15 protein-coding genes and 1 tRNA gene are annotated in these 17,662 nt (G+C 40.8%); 6 read left to right on the top strand and 10 right to left on the bottom strand.

The genetic code is table 11. The annotated features are described in order from the left end of the window. Nucleotides 1-207 precede the first annotated feature (207 nt). From ACSLUF_RS13560 to gldJ, 10 genes are all read right to left on the bottom strand, one after another. Nucleotides 208-282: transfer RNA gene (locus ACSLUF_RS13560), tRNA-Val, on the bottom strand. A gap of 31 nt (nucleotides 283-313) precedes the next feature. After that, on the bottom strand, nucleotides 314-724 hold the full coding sequence (locus tag ACSLUF_RS13555; protein ID WP_435623307.1) for a 6-pyruvoyl trahydropterin synthase family protein: 411 nt from the start codon (nucleotides 722-724) through the stop codon (nucleotides 314-316). Nucleotides 725-801: 77 nt separating this feature from the next. Beyond that, nucleotides 802-1,497, bottom strand: a complete 696-nt coding sequence (locus ACSLUF_RS13550) for a hypothetical protein (protein ID WP_435623306.1) — start codon at nucleotides 1,495-1,497, stop codon at nucleotides 802-804. 69 nt (nucleotides 1,498-1,566) lie between these two features. Then, nucleotides 1,567-2,988 carry a RagB/SusD family nutrient uptake outer membrane protein gene (locus ACSLUF_RS13545; protein WP_435623305.1) on the bottom strand — a complete coding sequence of 474 codons (1,422 nt, stop codon included), beginning with the start codon at nucleotides 2,986-2,988 and terminating at the stop codon, nucleotides 1,567-1,569. A gap of 10 nt (nucleotides 2,989-2,998) precedes the next feature. Further along, a complete protein-coding gene (locus tag ACSLUF_RS13540) occupies nucleotides 2,999-6,022 on the bottom strand; it encodes a SusC/RagA family TonB-linked outer membrane protein (protein ID WP_435623304.1) in 3,024 nt (1,007 codons plus the stop codon). A 393-nt stretch (nucleotides 6,023-6,415) separates the two neighbouring features. Next, the gene (locus tag ACSLUF_RS13535) at nucleotides 6,416-6,865 is read right to left on the bottom strand and encodes a helix-turn-helix domain-containing protein (RefSeq protein WP_435623303.1); all 450 of its coding nucleotides are present in this window, start codon (nucleotides 6,863-6,865) and stop codon (nucleotides 6,416-6,418) included. A 197-nt stretch (nucleotides 6,866-7,062) separates the two neighbouring features. Continuing rightward, nucleotides 7,063-7,461: a DUF2452 domain-containing protein gene (locus ACSLUF_RS13530; RefSeq protein WP_435623302.1), complete on the bottom strand. Its 399-nt coding sequence runs from the start codon at nucleotides 7,459-7,461 to the stop codon at nucleotides 7,063-7,065. Between the two features lie 61 nt (nucleotides 7,462-7,522). Then, the gene (locus ACSLUF_RS13525) at nucleotides 7,523-7,897 is read right to left on the bottom strand and encodes a thiol-disulfide oxidoreductase DCC family protein (protein WP_435623301.1); all 375 of its coding nucleotides are present in this window, start codon (nucleotides 7,895-7,897) and stop codon (nucleotides 7,523-7,525) included. A gap of 104 nt (nucleotides 7,898-8,001) precedes the next feature. Beyond that, the gene (locus ACSLUF_RS13520; RefSeq protein WP_435623300.1) at nucleotides 8,002-9,279 is read right to left on the bottom strand and encodes a UDP-N-acetylmuramoyl-tripeptide--D-alanyl-D-alanine ligase; all 1,278 of its coding nucleotides are present in this window, start codon (nucleotides 9,277-9,279) and stop codon (nucleotides 8,002-8,004) included. 64 nt (nucleotides 9,280-9,343) lie between these two features. Then, entirely contained in the window at nucleotides 9,344-11,002 is a 1,659-nt protein-coding gene (gene gldJ, locus ACSLUF_RS13515) for a gliding motility lipoprotein GldJ (RefSeq protein WP_435623299.1), read from the bottom strand. A 380-nt stretch (nucleotides 11,003-11,382) separates the two neighbouring features. Here gldJ and porV point away from each other — a divergent pair, with 380 nt between their 5' ends. The 6 genes from porV (at nucleotide 11,383) to ACSLUF_RS13485 (ending at nucleotide 17,629) form a co-directional block, all read left to right on the top strand. Continuing rightward, a complete protein-coding gene (porV, locus tag ACSLUF_RS13510) occupies nucleotides 11,383-12,525 on the top strand; it encodes a type IX secretion system outer membrane channel protein PorV (protein WP_435623298.1) in 1,143 nt (380 codons plus the stop codon). 77 nt (nucleotides 12,526-12,602) lie between these two features. After that, nucleotides 12,603-13,094, top strand: a complete 492-nt coding sequence (locus ACSLUF_RS13505) for a cytidine deaminase (RefSeq protein ID WP_435623297.1) — start codon at nucleotides 12,603-12,605, stop codon at nucleotides 13,092-13,094. 83 nt (nucleotides 13,095-13,177) lie between these two features. Continuing rightward, nucleotides 13,178-14,176, top strand: a complete 999-nt coding sequence (gene pdhA, locus ACSLUF_RS13500) for a pyruvate dehydrogenase (acetyl-transferring) E1 component subunit alpha (protein WP_435623296.1) — start codon at nucleotides 13,178-13,180, stop codon at nucleotides 14,174-14,176. Between the two features lie 4 nt (nucleotides 14,177-14,180). Then, the gene (locus ACSLUF_RS13495) at nucleotides 14,181-15,818 is read left to right on the top strand and encodes a 2-oxo acid dehydrogenase subunit E2 (RefSeq protein ID WP_435623295.1); all 1,638 of its coding nucleotides are present in this window, start codon (nucleotides 14,181-14,183) and stop codon (nucleotides 15,816-15,818) included. 75 nt (nucleotides 15,819-15,893) lie between these two features. Beyond that, nucleotides 15,894-16,895, top strand: coding sequence for a M28 family metallopeptidase (locus tag ACSLUF_RS13490; protein WP_435623294.1), 1,002 nt, complete (start codon nucleotides 15,894-15,896; stop codon nucleotides 16,893-16,895). Between the two features lie 56 nt (nucleotides 16,896-16,951). After that, nucleotides 16,952-17,629, top strand: coding sequence for an SDR family NAD(P)-dependent oxidoreductase (locus ACSLUF_RS13485; RefSeq protein ID WP_435623293.1), 678 nt, complete (start codon nucleotides 16,952-16,954; stop codon nucleotides 17,627-17,629). The last annotated feature ends 33 nt before the right edge of the window (nucleotides 17,630-17,662 follow it).

The following is a 17,662-nucleotide window of genomic DNA, read 5'->3' as shown; positions in this document are numbered from 1 at the left end:
TGTGAAAATTTTGTTCTGTCTTTTGGTTGTCGCTGCAAATGAACAATCGAAGTAAGGCACAAGACCAAAAAAAATAAGCGAAGCGGAAAATATGGGTTTAAAGAGGAATTGTTTAAACGTGGCAAATTCCCTATTTGAAGGGAAACGGAAAAAATGCCCTTAAAAAGGAAAGGACCTCTACCAAAAAATGGAAGAAGTCCTTTTGTGTGGGATATACTGGATTCGAACCAGTGACCTCTGCCCTGTCAAGGCAGCGCTCTAAACCAACTGAGCTAATATCCCGTTTGTAAAGTGCCGCAATATCGGAAAATTGTTACCAATCTCCATATTCCGCGGAATTCTTTTGTGTTTCGTGCAAAGTGATATGTAGTAACTCCTTATTCGGCATCTTTGGTTTTAGGATGTCGTAAATCACTTTTACAAAATATTCGGTGGTAGGAAATACATTTTCAAATTCAGGGCAGTCTTCATTCAGATTTTTGTGATCAAATCGCTCCTCTATTTCATTTTTGATCAAGGCGCCTAAAGCTGCCAAATCCATTACAAAACCAGTGTCTGGATTGATTTCACCTCGAACCCTTACTTCTAAATCAAAGTTGTGGCCGTGGTAATTGGGGCTATTGCATTTTCCAAAAACCTCAACGTTCTTTTCATTGCTCCAATTGGGGTTGTGCAATCTATGCGCCGCATTGAAGTGGGCTTTTCTGCATATTGTGGCAATCATATTGAATGGTTTAACGGACTGCGAATTTAATCATCTAACCGCTTAAAACCTATCCAAAGAACCAAATTAGGGCTTTACTATTCTTGCGTGTAATAGTCCAATATTCTTACTAAATTCTCTTGTGAGTCGAATTTTAGCCCTTCTTTTTTGGCAAATTTGACCAGTTCATTGCCTTTATCCCCAAAAAAAGTCTTGATTTTCTTCTTGTTTTTTGGAAGCTGCAATAGGTAATCTATACTATCATCGGGATAGTCCACATAAAACGAATCGTTCATTTTTTTAAAAACAGCGGGGATTTCAGGCTCGTAACTGCTTTTGGCAGGTTTTGCAGGTTGAAACTTTACTCTCTCTCTTTTGTATAGTGAATACTTCGGATTGACCTTAATTACCTCAAGAAATAGCCGTTTCAAATCTCCCGTCTCATCAATAATCGTTTTGGAAACAAAAACACGATTTGAACCATCAGTAAATCCAATTCTATATTCCTTGGCGGGAGAGATTCCCATGATTTCTTGATCATTCTCCTTGAATTCCATAATGTTATCTAGTAAATCAAATCGAACAGGGTATAGCTTCTCAAGATCATTGATTTTGGCAGGAATAAATTTTTCGTTCAAATATTTTGTGCCTTCTGCGTTGTCATATTTTGGGTTATTCACATTGACGAAAAAGGAGATATCATCAAATGAACTGATGTTGTTTTGTGCTATTTGGGCTTGAGAAGAAAAGCCAAAAAGCAATAACCCTAGTAGAATGTTAATCTGTTTTTGCATAACAAAGGACTAAAATAAATACCACTGCCCAATATGTAGACAGTGGTATTCCGTAGCTATGACCAATTTCTAAAAATTGCCTGGATTTTGGGTGATATTGGGATTGTTTGTGATTTCATTATCAACAATAGGAAAAATAACTTTGTTCGCACCAGGAGCGGATTCAGGACCGCCCCCTGGCCGTAAATTCAGATTGTTTCTCAATAGGTCCATTCTACGATGACCTTCGAAGCACAATTCCTTTCTTCGTTCCAATGAAATGGCATCTAAATCCACAGCCCCCAAATCGCCTAATCCTGCTCTACTTCGCAGCATATTGATGTCGTTTAAAGGGGTATCCCCCACTGAAGAACCATTTCTAAAGTTGGCTTCTGCCCTAATCAGATACATTTCTGTAATTCGTAGTTCCATACCATCCGATGCGTTATTAACAATATCAGGATATTTGGTTGTAAAAAAGGTATCATTTCCTCCTGCATCTGACGCTGCTTGCGAGAGCTCGTCAAATCTTCTATCACCAGGCTCTGCTGCAAATGCATCGATTAAATCCTGGCTGAACGGTGCATCACCACGACCTCCTGGGGCTGGATTGAAGAAATTTACATATACTTCATCAGATCCTGGAACATCTTCATCCTGAGGTCCATCAGTCGGTGTATTTATGACTACAAAAATATGCTCACTGGAAGTTGGATTATCGTCATAAAAATCATAATCTGCAGCCAAGGCGTATTCTCCGGATGCAATTACTTGATTGGCAAAATCTGCAGCTTCTGTCCATTGTTCCCGATATAAATAGAGACGGGCCAACAAGGCTCTGGCTGAACCAGACTCAGCCCTTACGCCATTATCCGCCGGAAGAGCGGCTATGGCATCCAATAGGTCCTGTTCAATAAAAGAGTGGACCTCATTTACCGTGGAGCGCTCCAATTGGAATTCTGAAATATCTCCTCCTTCAAAAGGCACGGCAACAAGAGGAACTCCTAGGTTAGATCCTCCATTAAACTGAAAGGGTTGGGCAAAATGGTTTACCAATCTAAAATAGGTAAGTGCTCTCATGAATTTGGCTTCGCCAACAAATCGGGTTTTATCGGCTTCAGTTAATCCCGTAACATCTTCTGGACTTACATCCGGAAGATTTACAATGATATTATTGGCAGCCCCGATGAGCTCATATGCATCTATCCAAATATTATCTATAGTTGCATTGGTCGCTAAAGTCTCAAATTGGTCAATTTCCTGCAATGAGGGGAAACTTCCTACGAAGTTGATATTATCGGCCATAAAATCCGACATCAACTGTGGGTTACCATTCAGGTCACCACTTTGATTTTTACTATAGATACCCACGACCGCACCATTTATGGTTGCGAAGCTTCCGAATACGGTGTTTGAAGCCACGTTGTCCTCGGGTACCACGTTTAGTTGGTCCTCGCATGAAAATGCTAAACTGAGACCAATAATAAATGCTAATACTTTTATCGTTTTCATATTTCTTTTTTTAGAATGTTAACCTGGCTCCGAATGAATATAGTTTAGCTTGAGGAGCCGTAAAGAATGACTCTCCTTGGAACAGAGGATCGATATCATCGGTTACCTCTGGGTCTATTCCATCCATTTCATCAGCTTTGATGGTAAGCAGGTTGGTACCAGTTACATAAAATCTAACCCCATTAAAAATACCTCCCAACCTATCAAGAACGGATTGAGGTAAGTTGTAACCTAGTGTTACATTTTTTATTCTTAGGTAAGAAGCATCCAACTGCTGTTGGGATGATCTTTGGTTGAATAAATTGAATGTGGAACTATTCGGGCTTGGCAAAAATGCATTGTCGCCAGGTTGTCTCCAAAAGTTTAAATTTTGTCTTCTAATGTTTACAATACCACCAATAGCATCATTTCCATCTGCAAATCGAAGACCATCAATAACCACTTCATTCCCATAGGAGTAGTTCATCAAAACGGAAAGGTCAAATCCTTTGTAGGTGAATGTATTGGTCATACCTCCAGAAAAATCTGGGAGTGGGCTTCCGGTTACAACGCGGTCACCGGAACCTGGGTTTGTCGTAACATTTCCATTAACATCCAACCATTCAGCATCCCCAGTCTGTGGATTTACCCCTATATATCGAATTAAAAAGAAATTATTTAGGGATTCTCCTTCAATGGCTCTTTGAATGGGACCGTCAATAATTCTTCTGCCTTGTAAATCTGTGGCAGCATCTTCATTTAATGCTAGCACCTCGTTATCGATAGTGGTTAAGTTAAAGTTGGTTCTCCACTCAAAGTTCTCTGTGCGGACATTCACTGTGCTCAACTCAAACTCCCAACCTCTATTCTCCATTTCTCCTACATTACGACTAATACTGTTGAATCCAGTACCTGGAGGTAGGATTTGATTTAACAATAGGTCACTTGTGGTTTTTTTGAAATAGGCTACGTTGAAATTAATTCGTCCATTTAAGAAAGTAGATTTAAGACCTATGTCCAAAGTCTCACTTTCTTCCCACTTTAAATCAGGATTTGCAGGTCTTCTAGCAGGTACAACTCCAGACTCACCATTGTAATCCCCAAAACCTCCTGCATTAAAGAGACCCAAGGATGGGAATGTTCCCAATCTGTCATTACCCACAGTACCAATACTAGCTCTTAAGGATAAGAAGTCAAAAAAGTTCAAATTCTGAATGAAAGATTCTTCGGAAAGGACCCATCCAGCCGCAGCTGACCAGAAGTACCCAAAACGGTTATTCGCCCCAAAACGAGATGAACCGTCACGTCTTACAGAACCTTCTACCAAATATTTCCCTTTGTAGTCATAGGATACCCTTGAGAAAAGCCCAAAGAGACGGGAAGGGAAACGGTCACCATTCAATACTTGTGGAGTAGCCCCAGAACCCAAGTTTCTCAAATCATCAGTGAGGAATCCGGTAGAGGATACATTTGACCGGGTCCTTAAGGTTTCTTCATAGTTAAGACCAAGAAGTACGGTTAGGGTATGGTCATCATTAAACGTATTGTTATAATTTATGGTCTGATTGGTCAACCAACGATCTTCGTTTACCCAAATTTGTTGGGCCAATCCGCCAGGAGTGTTGAACTCAGCCTGTCTTACAAATTCTTCAAGGTTCAACTTGTCCATACCAAATTCAGAACGCCAAGTAAGCCCGGGAAGAGGACTGATCTCTGTAAAAGCGTTTCCAATTACTCGGAAAGTCTTCACCTCATCCGTGTTCAAAGCTACCCTGGCAAAAATGTTCGGGATAAATGAACCGGACTGGACAAAATTTCCTTCGTCATCAAAAGCGGGTACTACAGGACTTTGCAAGAAAGCCGTGGTAAATGGTGCGTTGATGTTGTTTTCGATACCCACACGATTCAAGCGGTTGTTGGTGATACCCAAGTTCATTCCAGCTTTTAACCAATCTGTTACCTGTGTATCGATGTTTATCCTTGCACCAGCTCTTTGTTGGTCATTTCCAATGATAAATCCTTGGGTGTCCTGAAAGTCCAATCCGAAAAAGAAAGAAGTCTTTTCGCTACCTCCCCGTACACCGAGATTGTAATTTTGCGATACCCCTGTACGTTGTACACCACCTAACCAATCAGTTCCACCAGAACCTATGGCTCCGAGACCTAAGTCTTCTGGAGATACAAGTACACCTCCGTTTTGTATAGTAGCCACATCCGATTTGAACTGTCTAAATTCATCAGCAGTTAGAATATCAGGAACATCGGTAGATTGTGAAAACTGTGTACTCATATCGAGAGTTACCGTGGTTCTCTCCCCTTTCCTTCCTCTTTTTGTGGTAATTAGAATTACCCCGTTTGCACCTCGAGATCCATATATAGAGGTAGCTCCCGCATCTTTAAGAACCGTTAGGGATTCAATGTCATTTGGGTTTACAAAGGATAATGGGTTAATACCAGTGTTACCCCCTCTATTCAAGGTGTTTCCAGCGGTGTCCGTAATAGGTACACCATCAATCACTATTAAAGGTTGACTACCAGAGTTTATGGAGTTCACACCTCGTACCCGTATTACCGCAGCGGAACCTAAAACACCCGATGCGTTAACGATTTGGGTACCTGCGGACTGACCTTGAAGCAATTGGTCTGCTGAAACCACTTGGAGGTTCTCAATGGCCTCCTGTTTTACGATTCCAACGTTTTGGATGATTTTTCGCTCCTCCTGGTTACCGTAACCGATTACCACTACTTCTTGCAGTGCTTGGGCATCTTCCTCCATTTGTAGGTCAATTACATTGGATGCTCCAATGACCCTTCTTTCGGTTTTTTGACCGAGATAAGTGAAAAGAAGGGCTTGTCCAACATTTCCCGTTATGGAATAATTTCCGTCAAAATCGGTCTGTGTTCCATTGGACGTACCTTCCACCACAATATTTACTCCGGGTAGTGGAATCCCCGTTTGGTCAATCACTGTACCAGTAATTGTTTTTTCTTGAGACATAGCTACCGTTGTCAGCAGTAGCATGAAGAATGTCCCAAACAGTTTCTGTACTTTCATAGAGTTAAAAGTTTTGTTAGTAATAATGAGTTAGCGCAACTGAGAAAGGCAGGCGGGAGAAGTGGTTTTGATAGCTAATTCAAATAACACTCCCTTGCACGAAAACAAAACTTAATGGAAAGTCTATTTTAGGGTAGTAAAGCCTCTCACCGCCTTACCTTTACAATTGCAAAAACAAAAGAATCGGAAACAAGAGTGGAAAGAGTACTTCTAAAACGGGCGGGACATTAAAAACCAACGTCCCAAACGGGAGGGACTCTTTTTAACAAATCTTTAGCGGGGTCACTGTAAGGATAATGGATATCATTAATCCTTAGCTTGAAATCAAAAATGGATTATTGCAGAAAAAAATGAAAGAAAAATGATTGGTGAGTGAAGCGGTGTTGCGTAAAATCAGGAGGCAAATCTTGCTAGGGTTCGAAAGTCGTTTGGACTTAGTCCAGTTTCCTTTTTAAAGGCCCCGTAAAAACAGGTTTTGCTGTTAAAACCTACATCATACATAACGGATTTTACACTAATATCTGGATTGTTAATCAGAAGGTTTTTGGCATCCTTTACTCTGTATTGATTTAGTAAAGCATAGAAATTAACCGATATATGCTCATTAATTACTTGTGAAACTTTATATCGGTCCATGGCAATGTGGGATGCTAAGTCATTTAGTCCCAAATCATTGTTTTTATGAATTTTGTCATTCTCAAAAGCCGAACGAACTTTCTCTTTTATTTCGAGAGCTTCTGATAATTTAAGACCTGATTTTTGATATTTAGATAGTATCGCGGCCCCACCTTGCACAGCTGGAACTTTCTTTTGACTGAAAAAATCTAAAATGAACCTTTTCATGATATACGTACCCTTTTATGGTAATATATAGGCTAGTTACCCTATTTTCAGGAAGTTGTGGGTTTTTCCGATAAGTGTTTTCGTAAACTATGTTCGGGAAAGTTTACTTTAACCCGCTGAATTGAACAAAATTTACTGATTAACAAGAGGCCGAGAAGAACATTTTATTGGCCCAAAATTCACGAAGAAACTTGAAGTTATAACTTCTCCCAAATATGATCTGAGCCCAATCGGAAACTCCCTAAATGTTCAAAACTGCATTCGTCAGGTGCTAGGATGGAAAGAAAAGCTTCACTGTTTTTATTTCGATAGAGGTGATAGGTCTCACCAACAAGCGGTTGGAACGAAAATTTGGATGCATATACCAGGTTGTTGTATTCATATCGCTCCATGAGTTGCTCATATTGGGCCTTCACTTCATCAAATTCCGCCTTTAATGAATTGTTAACCTTTCTAATATTGCTGTTTTTCCAGGGAGAGAGATTGTTGGATTTGATTTGGGGGGATCCTAAATGGGTGGCGTAGGGTTTTAAGAAAGCATCATACTGCTTTTCGTCCTCATTAAATACGACATTATCGGGCTTTTTCTTTTTCATTTCCCAAAAATACAACCTCTAAGGAAAATTGTCGTTTGGATAGGAAATATGATGAGTAAGCTTAATGTAGACTTACCGTGCAAAATTGGGATTTACCAAACCAGCGAACCCGGTTTTTTGCAGCTAGTTTGTATACGCCATCCCTAAGGGTTCGTGGAACTAGACTTAAAAGGACGGACAAGGGTTGCCATTCTGGAATTTTGGCTATAATCTTTAAAAAACCATCCGAAAGCGTATGAACACCAGTATCATCAAGCAATACTACAGTTTCAAGAGTATCTGTGTTAAAACCGTGTGCGCTTAGTATTTCTTGACCATATGTAGATTGGAAAGGAACAAAATCAAAGATGTCCAGGTCGGTATTTCTTAATAACCACCCTACAACTCCATTGCAAAGGTTGCATTCCCCGTCGAATATGATGATACTTTTTTCCATATCTAAGCCGTTTGTTATGACTTAGTTCGGAATAGTATGGCCTTCATTTCAAAGCGATTACTTGAAAAATGGAAGTTTTGGAAAAGTTTATGATTTGAAAAATCCTATCCGAGCTGGTCCAAGACCCGTTCTAGGGCCATTCCTCGAGATCCCTTTATTAATAGGTTTCCCTTTTTGATGGGCTGCTTTTCAAGATGTGTTTTTAATTCTTCAAATGTTCGGAATTTGGAGTAGGAAGTTTGCGTTCCATAGAAGTTCTCTCCAACAAGCAAAACATTCTGAAATCCAAGTTCTTGTATCTGGTCCACGATGTTTTGATGCTCATTGGCAGCTGCTTCACCCAATTCAAACATGTCTCCCAATATCAAATGGGAATCGAGTTCTTTCATAAGATGGAAATTTTGGATTGCCATGGCCATACTAGTTGGATTGGCGTTATAGGCATCCAAAATTATTTTGATTCCATTCTTTTCAATGATTTGGGAACGATTGTTTGCAGGTGTATAACTTTCCAGCGCTAATTTTATATCCGACAGTGACACGTTGAAATATTTACCCATAATTATGGCTGCACAACAATTGGTAAAGTTATATTGACCAGTAAGTTGTGTGGAAATCTCCATTTCCTCTACTGCTATTTTCACAAAAGGATTACTCTCTTTGAGCTCGATGCGATAATAACTGGGATTGGATGTGCTATAGCCCATTTTTTTTATATAGGCTGCCAGTTTTTCCATTTGAATGGGGTCATCCGCGTTCATAAAAACATACTTGTCATTTGCCAGTAGGAAATCGTAGAGTTCACTTTTTCCTTTGATTACTCCTTCCACTCCTCCAAAACCTTCAAGATGGGCTTTGCCAAAGTTGGTGATATATCCGAAGTCCGGTTCTGCGATTGCACTCAAAAAAGCAATTTCTTTTTGATGGTTCGCACCCATTTCCACAACGGCAATCTCGGTATCTTCTTTTATGGAGAGCAGGGTCAAGGGTACACCAATATGATTGTTTAGATTGCCCTGTGTCGCGATTGTCTCGTATTTTTTGGCAAGTACACTGAAAATAAGCTCTTTTGTAGTGGTTTTTCCATTACTTCCAGTTAAAGATATGATTCGCGCCGCACTCTTATTCCTGTGGTAATTGGCGAGTTTTTGGAGTGTGGAAAGTACATCATCCACCAAAATGCACCTGTCCGATATTTTAAAATTGGCCTCATCAATAATAGCATAAGCCGCTCCTTTTTCCAGGGCTTCTTTTGCAAATTGATTCCCATTGAAGTTCGGACCTTTTAATGCAAAAAACAGCCCATTTGGGATGATTTTTCTAGTATCGGTACTTACTTCTGGGTGTTTCAGAAATATGCGATGCAACTGTTCTATTTCCATGAGCCGAAGATAAAAAAAAGCCCTGATGCAGTATCAGGGCTTTTTAATTGTATGGAACTTGTATTTATCTCGCCTTTTTGTGACGGACTGTTTTGTTTTTCGATTTGGATTTTGAGCCTACTCTAGACATGGCACATCGGAAACCGATATCATCAGTGGCCATATATTGTGGTAAATATCTACGCTGAGCTGGGTCTAACCAGAACGCTCTATCTCTCCATGAACCTCCTTTGTAAACTCGTACCTCATCGTTGATAAGGGAAGTTCTATAGTTGGAGGTATCGTACTGGCGAAGTAGTTTACCTGTAGAATCTCTCTCAACCTTATGTTTTGGAGAATCGTACATCTTACGGTTAGCGGATTCATCACTAAAACGCTGGAAGAATCTGGAAGAACCTGGGTCTCCATCGCGATAACCGCGGTTATCACTGGAAGAGAAATTGGTTCTCAAATAGGTTTCTTCGTCCCCCACAGGAACTTCTTTAATTTCACCTGGTAGGTTGACGGCTACGATTTTACCATTAGGTAGCGTATCATAAACAATCTCGTCACGCAAGATTTCTACTTTACCATCTTCTCCAATAGCTTTTTTCAAGTAAACATTACCACGATAGTAATTAAAATCACTTATTTCGTCATCGACGATTGGTCGGTACACATCGGCTACCCATTCAGATACGTTACCCGCCATGTCATAAAGACCAAAATCGTTCGGCTTATAGGATTTTACTTCGGCAGTAATATCTGCACCATCATCTGACCAACCGGCAATTCCGCCGTAATCTCCTTTTCCTTGCTTAAAGTTGGCTAATTGATCTCCACGACCAACTCGTTGACCATTTCTAGTGTAATCACCTTCCCAAGGATATTTCTTTCTACCTCTATAGTTGTTGTATTCTCTAGATCCAATCAAAGCTTGTGCAGCGTACTCCCATTCAGTTTCCGTAGGCAGTCTGTATTCTGGTTGAATAACTCCGCTACTTCTTTTAGCGAAAGTATTGATGGAATCTTTTTTCTGTTTTCCTTGAAGAGAATCAATTTGACCTCCATACACGGATTCTGGATTGTTCAAATAGGCTTCCGTACTAAAAGTACCTCCAATCTCACCGTTCAAAACCTGATACTTTGCATCTTGTGCCAGGAAACCTTCACGTTCCAACATGGCCTCGTTTACCCTATCGGTTCTCCACTCAGCATATTGGGAAGCTTGTACCCAGTTCACACCAACTACAGGATACTCTGCATAAGCAGGGTGTCTCAAATAGTTATTCGTCATGGTTTCGTTGAAGCCCAATCTATTTCTCCACACAAGGGTGTCTGGAAGAGCTCCTCTATAGATATTGGCATAATTTGGATTTTCAGGGGGATATACCGCCTTCAGGTAATCCAAATATTCCAAATACATTACGTTAGTGACCTCAGTTTCGTCCATGTAAAAAGACTGGACGTGTTGCTGTGTAGGGGTGTTGTTCCAATCGTGCATGATATCATCCTGCACCTTTCCTTTTGTAAAAGTACCTCCTTCAATAAATACGGTACCAGGAGGGGTCTCTTGCTCCTTAAAGTCAGAATTATATTGGAATCCTCCTTCTTTGGCATTAATCTTCCATCCTGTGGCTCTCGAAATATTCTTGGACGATGAGGATGAAGATTTTTTACAGCTGGAAACACCTCCAACTATAACAGCACAAGAAAGTACAACTTTGATAAGATGTTTTTTCATAATTTGGGCTTGAGTACTTTTTATTCCAGGGTTTACACCCTTTCCTACTTCAATTTGATTTTAATTTTACTATCCTAGAACGAAAGATTGACCATTATATTTTATCAAAGCAATAATTACGGTCAATTCTTAGGTGGATTTGTAGACTTAACGAATCGTTTGGAAAATTAGTATGGCATTTATCTGTTTTAACGCATACTTTCTCTACCTTTCTGCGCAGCTTTCCGATACACTTTATCTAAATTGTCAAGATTTGGTTAAAAAAAGAGGTCCTCTTTTACAAGAATTTAAGGAAAAGCTCGTTTACATGTAATATGTTCAATACTATTTTAAGCTTAAGGGTGTTATAGCCCCAACATTTTTAACGCTAAAAACAAAGAATGAAGAAGTTACTATTGGCGGTGATTATTTTGATTGCTGCCCAAGTTAAAGCACAACAGGAAAGGGCCATTACTACAGCGGTTCCTTTTTTGACCATTGCTTCGGATGCTCGTGCCGCAGGTATGGGTGATATGGGAGTCGCCACTACGTTCGACATTTTTTCACAACAATGGAATCCCGCCAAATTTGCCTTTGCTACCCAGAAAAGTGGAGTTGCAGCAAGTTTTACACCCTACTTGGAGACTATTGTAAATGATGTTTCCCTATTAAATGCCAGTTACTACAATAAGATTAATGACCGAAGTGCCTTCGCATTCTCCGTTCGCTATTTTGGATTAGGTGAAATAGAACTTAGGCAAACCATAGACGAAGAGGCAACCTTGGTGAATCCAAACGAATTCGCCATAGATGGTTCGTATTCGCTTAAGTTAAGTCAAACCTTTTCCATGGCAGTTGCTGGTAGATTCATCAGCTCCAATTTAAGATTTCAGGATGCTACGCAAGATTCGCAGGCAGCGAATGCCTTTGCAGTGGATATTGCAGGTTTTTATCGCTCCAGAGAAATTGCATACAATAGTTTTGATGGACGTTGGAGAGCAGGTTTCAACATTTCCAACATTGGAAACAAGATTCAATATGATGCTGGAGGTCAAGAGAACTTTTTGCCAACCAACTTGAAATTTGGTGCAGGTTTTGACTTTATTTTTGATCAAGATAATGTCTTGGGAGTCCATACTGAGTTCAATAAGCTTTTGGTGCCTACGCCACGTGACTTCACGGGTGATGGGATAATAGGTCCTGAGGATAACGATGAATACCAACAGATTGGTTTCTTGAGCGGTGCTTTTGAATCCTTTGGGGACGCCCCAGATGGATTTAGCGAAGAACTTCAAGAAGTGACATGGGCGCTAGGCGCTGAATATAGATTCCAAGAAGCGTTTATGCTCCGTGGGGGATATTTTAATGAGAATGAAAATAAAGGAGCTAGAAGGTTCTTTACCTTGGGTGCAGGATTTAAGTTTAAGGCAGCACAAATTGACTTGTCATATCTTTTCTCCACATCACAAGTACGTAATCCTTTGGAGAACACCCTACGATTTTCACTCTCCTTCAATTTTGGGGAAGAATTCGTGAACGACTAAGAAATAATCAAAATAATTTTTGGAAAACCTGCTCATTGGCAGGTTTTCTTATTTTTGATACCTATCCATACCAGTCTATGAAGAAGCAGCATATTGGTTTTGATCTAGAAATTTATGAAGGAATAGAAGAACTGTCTTCTACAGATAGAGGCCTACTTGAAAAAGCAATTGAAGTTCGTGAAAACGCATACGCACCCTATTCCAATTTTCAGGTTGGAGCGGCAGTGCTCATGGAGAATGGAGAGGTTGTTATTGGGAACAACCAAGAAAATGCTTCATACCCCTCCGGACTTTGCGCAGAACGAGTTGCGGTGTTTCAGGCGGGAGCGTTATATCCCGGAGTAGCCATTTTGGCCATTGCCATTAGTGCTGCTTCCAACAAACATGTTGTGGATGTCCCAGCAGGACCCTGTGGCAACTGTCGGCAAGCCATCATGGAGTACGAAATCAAACAAAGATCTCCCATTTCTTTACTACTTCAGGGGCAAGAAGGTCCGGTATACAAATGTAGTTCCTTAAAGGATATTTTGCCACTTGGATTTGGCAATTCATTTTTAGGGGATTCTTAAACCGTAAATCTTTTTACAAAAGATATATATATGTATTTTTGCTTTCCTCCGCTATTGGAGAAATTCAATTAATTCAACCATTGATGAAAAAGATTACCAAAGAAACCTATTTAAAATGGTATGAGGACATGTTGTTCTGGAGAAAATTCGAGGACAAATTGGCCGCCGTGTACATTCAACAAAAAGTTAGGGGATTTCTTCATTTATATAACGGGCAAGAAGCGGTCTTGGCAGGATCATTGCATGCCATGGATCTTACTAAGGACAGAATGATTACCGCGTATAGAAACCATGTTCAGCCTATTGGAATGGGTGTTGATCCACGGAAGGTTATGGCTGAACTCTTCGGTAAAGTAACCGGTACTTCCAGAGGGATGGGAGGTTCCATGCACATTTTTTCAAAAGAACATAGATTTTATGGAGGTCATGGTATCGTAGGAGGACAGATTCCTTTGGGTGCTGGTCTGGCTTTTGCGGATAAATATTTTAAGAGAGATGCAGTAACCCTTTGTTATATGGGTGACGGCGCCGTGCGTCAGGGATCTTTGCACGAGGCATTCAATTTGGCCATGTTATGGCAACTTCCCGTAGTTTTTATTTGTGAGAACAATGGATATGCTATGGGTACCTCTGTTGCTAGGACTTCATACTCCACGGATATCTGGAAATTGGGATTAGGGTATGAAATGCCTTGTGGACCGGTTGATGGAATGGACCCAGCCATAGTGGCGAAGGAAGTTGATAAAGCTCTGGAACGTGCACGAACTGGTGGTGGCCCAACTTTCCTGGAAATGAAAACATATCGTTATCGGGGGCATTCCATGTCCGATGCGCAACATTATAGAACCAAAGAGGAGGTTGAGGAATATAAAAAGATTGACCCCATTACCCAGGTGAAAGACGTTATTCTTGAAAAAGGATACGCAACTGAGGAGGAGATAAAGGTGATGGACAAGCGAGTTAAGGATTTAGTTGCTGAATGTGAGAAATTTGCAGAGGAATCCGATTTTCCGCCAATCCAACAATTGTACGATACGGTATACGAACAAGAAGACTATCCATTTTTACAACATAAACTTTAAGTAAATGGCAGAAGTAATCAACATGCCAAGGTTGAGCGATACCATGGAGGAAGGAACCGTGGCAAAATGGCTCAAAAAAGTAGGGGATAAGGTAGAAGAAGGCGATATCCTTGCCGAAATAGAAACGGACAAGGCCACTATGGAATTCGAATCCTTCCATGAAGGAACCCTTCTCCACATAGGAATAGAAGAAGGTGATGGTGCTCCAGTCGATTCACTTTTGGCCATCATCGGTGACGAAGGTGAAGATATTTCAGCTCTGCTAAACGGCAGTGGTGCAGCTTCATCAGCGGTAGAGGAACCACCAAAAGCTGAAGAATCAGTTGAAGCAGCTCCAGTCTCAGCGCCAACCGAAGCCGCGGCAATTCCTGAAGGTGTTGAGATTATTAATATGCCAAGATTGAGCGATACGATGGAAGAAGGTACCGTAGCGGCTTGGTTGAAGAAAGTAGGGGATGAGGTTGAGGAAGGAGATATTCTTGCGGAGATTGAAACGGATAAGGCTACCATGGAGTTTGAGTCCTTCTACTCCGGTACCCTGCTTCATATTGGGATTCAAGAAGGAGAAGGTGCTCCTGTAGATTCCCTCTTGGCAATCATTGGTCCTGCGGGAACGGATGTTAGCGCAATCTTGAATGCGCCTTCAGGAACCGTGAGTTCCGAAAGTGCCGCTGAAACTCCAAAACAAGAAACAAAATCTCAAGAAACCGCTACAGTTGCTGAAACGGTGGTTGTAAATGACGGTCAACGGGTGTTTGCTTCTCCTTTAGCCAAAAAGATTGCTGCGGAAAAAGGAATCAATATTTCTGATGTAAAAGGAACCGGGGATAATGGGAGAATTGTGAAGCGAGATGTTGAAAATTATCAACCTTCGCAAACAAGCGCACCTGCCCCAGTTGCAGAACCAGCAGCTCAAAAAGAGTCTGCTCCTATGGCACCTATCAGTTTACCGGTAGGTGAGGAAAGTATGGAAGAGGTGAAGAATTCTACTATGCGCAAGGTTATTGCCAAGCGTTTGGGAGAATCCAAATTCTCTGCACCGCATTACTATCTCACCATTGAGGTAGATATGGACAATGCCAAAGCATCCCGTGCTCAAATCAACAGCTTGCCAGATACCAAGGTGTCATTCAATGATATGGTGCTAAAGGCTTGCGCGATGGCGTTAAAAAAACATCCTCAAGTAAACACAACATGGAACGGGGATACCACCGTATATAAACATCATGTGCATATGGGTGTAGCCGTAGCGGTAGATGAAGGTCTGGTTGTTCCAGTCATTAAGTTCGCGGACCAGTTGACGTTGACCCAAATTGGAGCTTCTGTGAAGGATTTGGCAGGTAGAGCGCGTTCCAAAAAGATAAAACCAGACGAAATGGAAGGTAGTACTTTTACCGTATCTAATCTAGGGATGTTCGGTATTTTGGAATTCACTTCCATTATCAATCAGCCCAACTCGGCGATTTTATCCGTAGGTGCCATCGTGGACAAACCCGTGGTTAAAAATGGAGAAATCGTGCCAGGCAGTACCATGAAAATTACATTAGCCTGTGATCACAGAACTGTGGATGGTGCAACAGGAGCTCAATTTTTACAGACCCTGAGGGCCTATTTGGAAAATCCGGTCACCATGCTCGCTTAGCGTATTCCGATAACAAATAAAAAAAGCATCCCTATTGGATGCTTTTTTTATCTTTAAAATTCTTATTTGAATATTATGAAGCCTATCGTTTTACTCCTGTTTTCCTTTCTACTTTCCCAATGTGGTCCTACTAAATCCGCCCAAACAGCATCCGTTCCGGCACCGGGGGGTCCTGAAGGGTTAAAAGCGAAAGTCAATTCGGATGTTCCACAGTTTACAGACGAAAAAAGAATAGGGGATATTATGGGGTTTTTGGCTTCAGATGATTTAAAAGGACGGGATTCAGGCAGTGAGGGTATTGAAAAGGCTGCACAATATATTGAAGACTTTCTGCAGTCCCATCAAGTCGCTCCTTACTACGAATCCTATCGGGATACCTTATCCAACTATAAAAGAACTTCGTACAATGTATTGGGAGTGATAGAAGGAACTGATCCAGTTCTAAAGAATGAATATATTTTGATAGGAGCCCATTATGACCATATTGGAATCATAAAAATCGAAAATGGAGATGGTATAGCCAACGGAGCCAATGATAATGCTTCTGGAACCACTTCGGTGATGGAATTGGCAAGATATTTCGGAACCAAAAGAACCAATAAAAGGAGTTTAATATTTGCCTTGTTTAGTGCAGAAGAAAAAGGCTTGTTGGGTTCAAAGCACATGGCAAAAAATATGAAGGAAGAAGGTCTCAATCTGTATTCTGTGCTTAATTTTGAAATGACCGGCGTTCCCCTTCGTGGAAAGGATTATTTGGTGTATATCACTGGGTACAAAAAATCCAATTTAGCTGAGGTTAGTAACGCATATGCCAAAGAAAATCTTGTAGGGTATCTTCCAACGGCAAGGGAGTACAATTTATTTCAACGTTCAGATAACTATCCTTTTTATCAAGAGTTTGGAATACCGTCACACACTTTTTGCACCTTCGACTTCACAAATTTCATGTTTTATCACCGGGTGGGTGATGAAAATGAACTCATGGATTTTCAACATATGGCAACTTTGGTCAATAAGCTAATTCCGGTTGTAGAAGGTATTTCCAATGCTCCGACCCAAGTGGTCAAAATGAATTAATCCAATAAGTCATTTCTCCTTTTCGGTCGAAATGACTACAAGATTCGATGCAAAGAATGGCAAACATAATAGTTACAGGAACAAGTAGGGGTATAGGTTTTGAATTGGTCAAATTGTTCGCTCAAGAAGGTCATCAAGTTTTGGCACTCTCTAGAAATGACAAGCCCGTAAGTGATCTAAAATTGCCAAATGTCCAAACCTTTCCCTTTGATTTGGGCAATCCTGAAGATTTTGATAAGCTTAAAATGCTTTTGAAGGATTGGCCTAAGGTGGATGTACTTGTCAATAATGCTGGTAGTTTCTTGAACAAACCTTTGTTGGATACTACGATTGAGGATTTCAAGACCGTTTATGGGGTAAACGTTTTTGGTGTGGCTGAAATGACCAAAACAGTACTTCCAAAAATGTCCAAAACAGCACATGTGGTTACCATAAGCTCCATGGGTGGGGTGCAAGGCAGTCTTAAATTTCCAGGATTGTCCGCCTACAGCTCTAGTAAGGGAGCAGTGATTACTTTAACCGAACTTTGGGCTGAGGAATTCAAAGAAAGTGGTCCCAGTTTCAATGTCTTGGCTATAGGTGCTGTACAAACAGAAATGCTAGCGGAGGCTTTTCCTGGATATGAGGCTCCGGTAACCGCTTTGGAGATGGCAAATTACATTAAAAACTTCGCACTTACCGGTCATCAATTCTATAACGGAAAGCTGTTGCAGGTTAGTAATAGTACACCTTAACGGCTACTCCTGCGATTAGCCACTGTTATTATG

The organism is Flagellimonas sp., assembly GCF_965601775.1.
Taxonomy (GTDB): domain Bacteria; phylum Bacteroidota; class Bacteroidia; order Flavobacteriales; family Flavobacteriaceae; genus Flagellimonas.
This window is presented reverse-complemented; position numbering and strand designations above follow the sequence as displayed.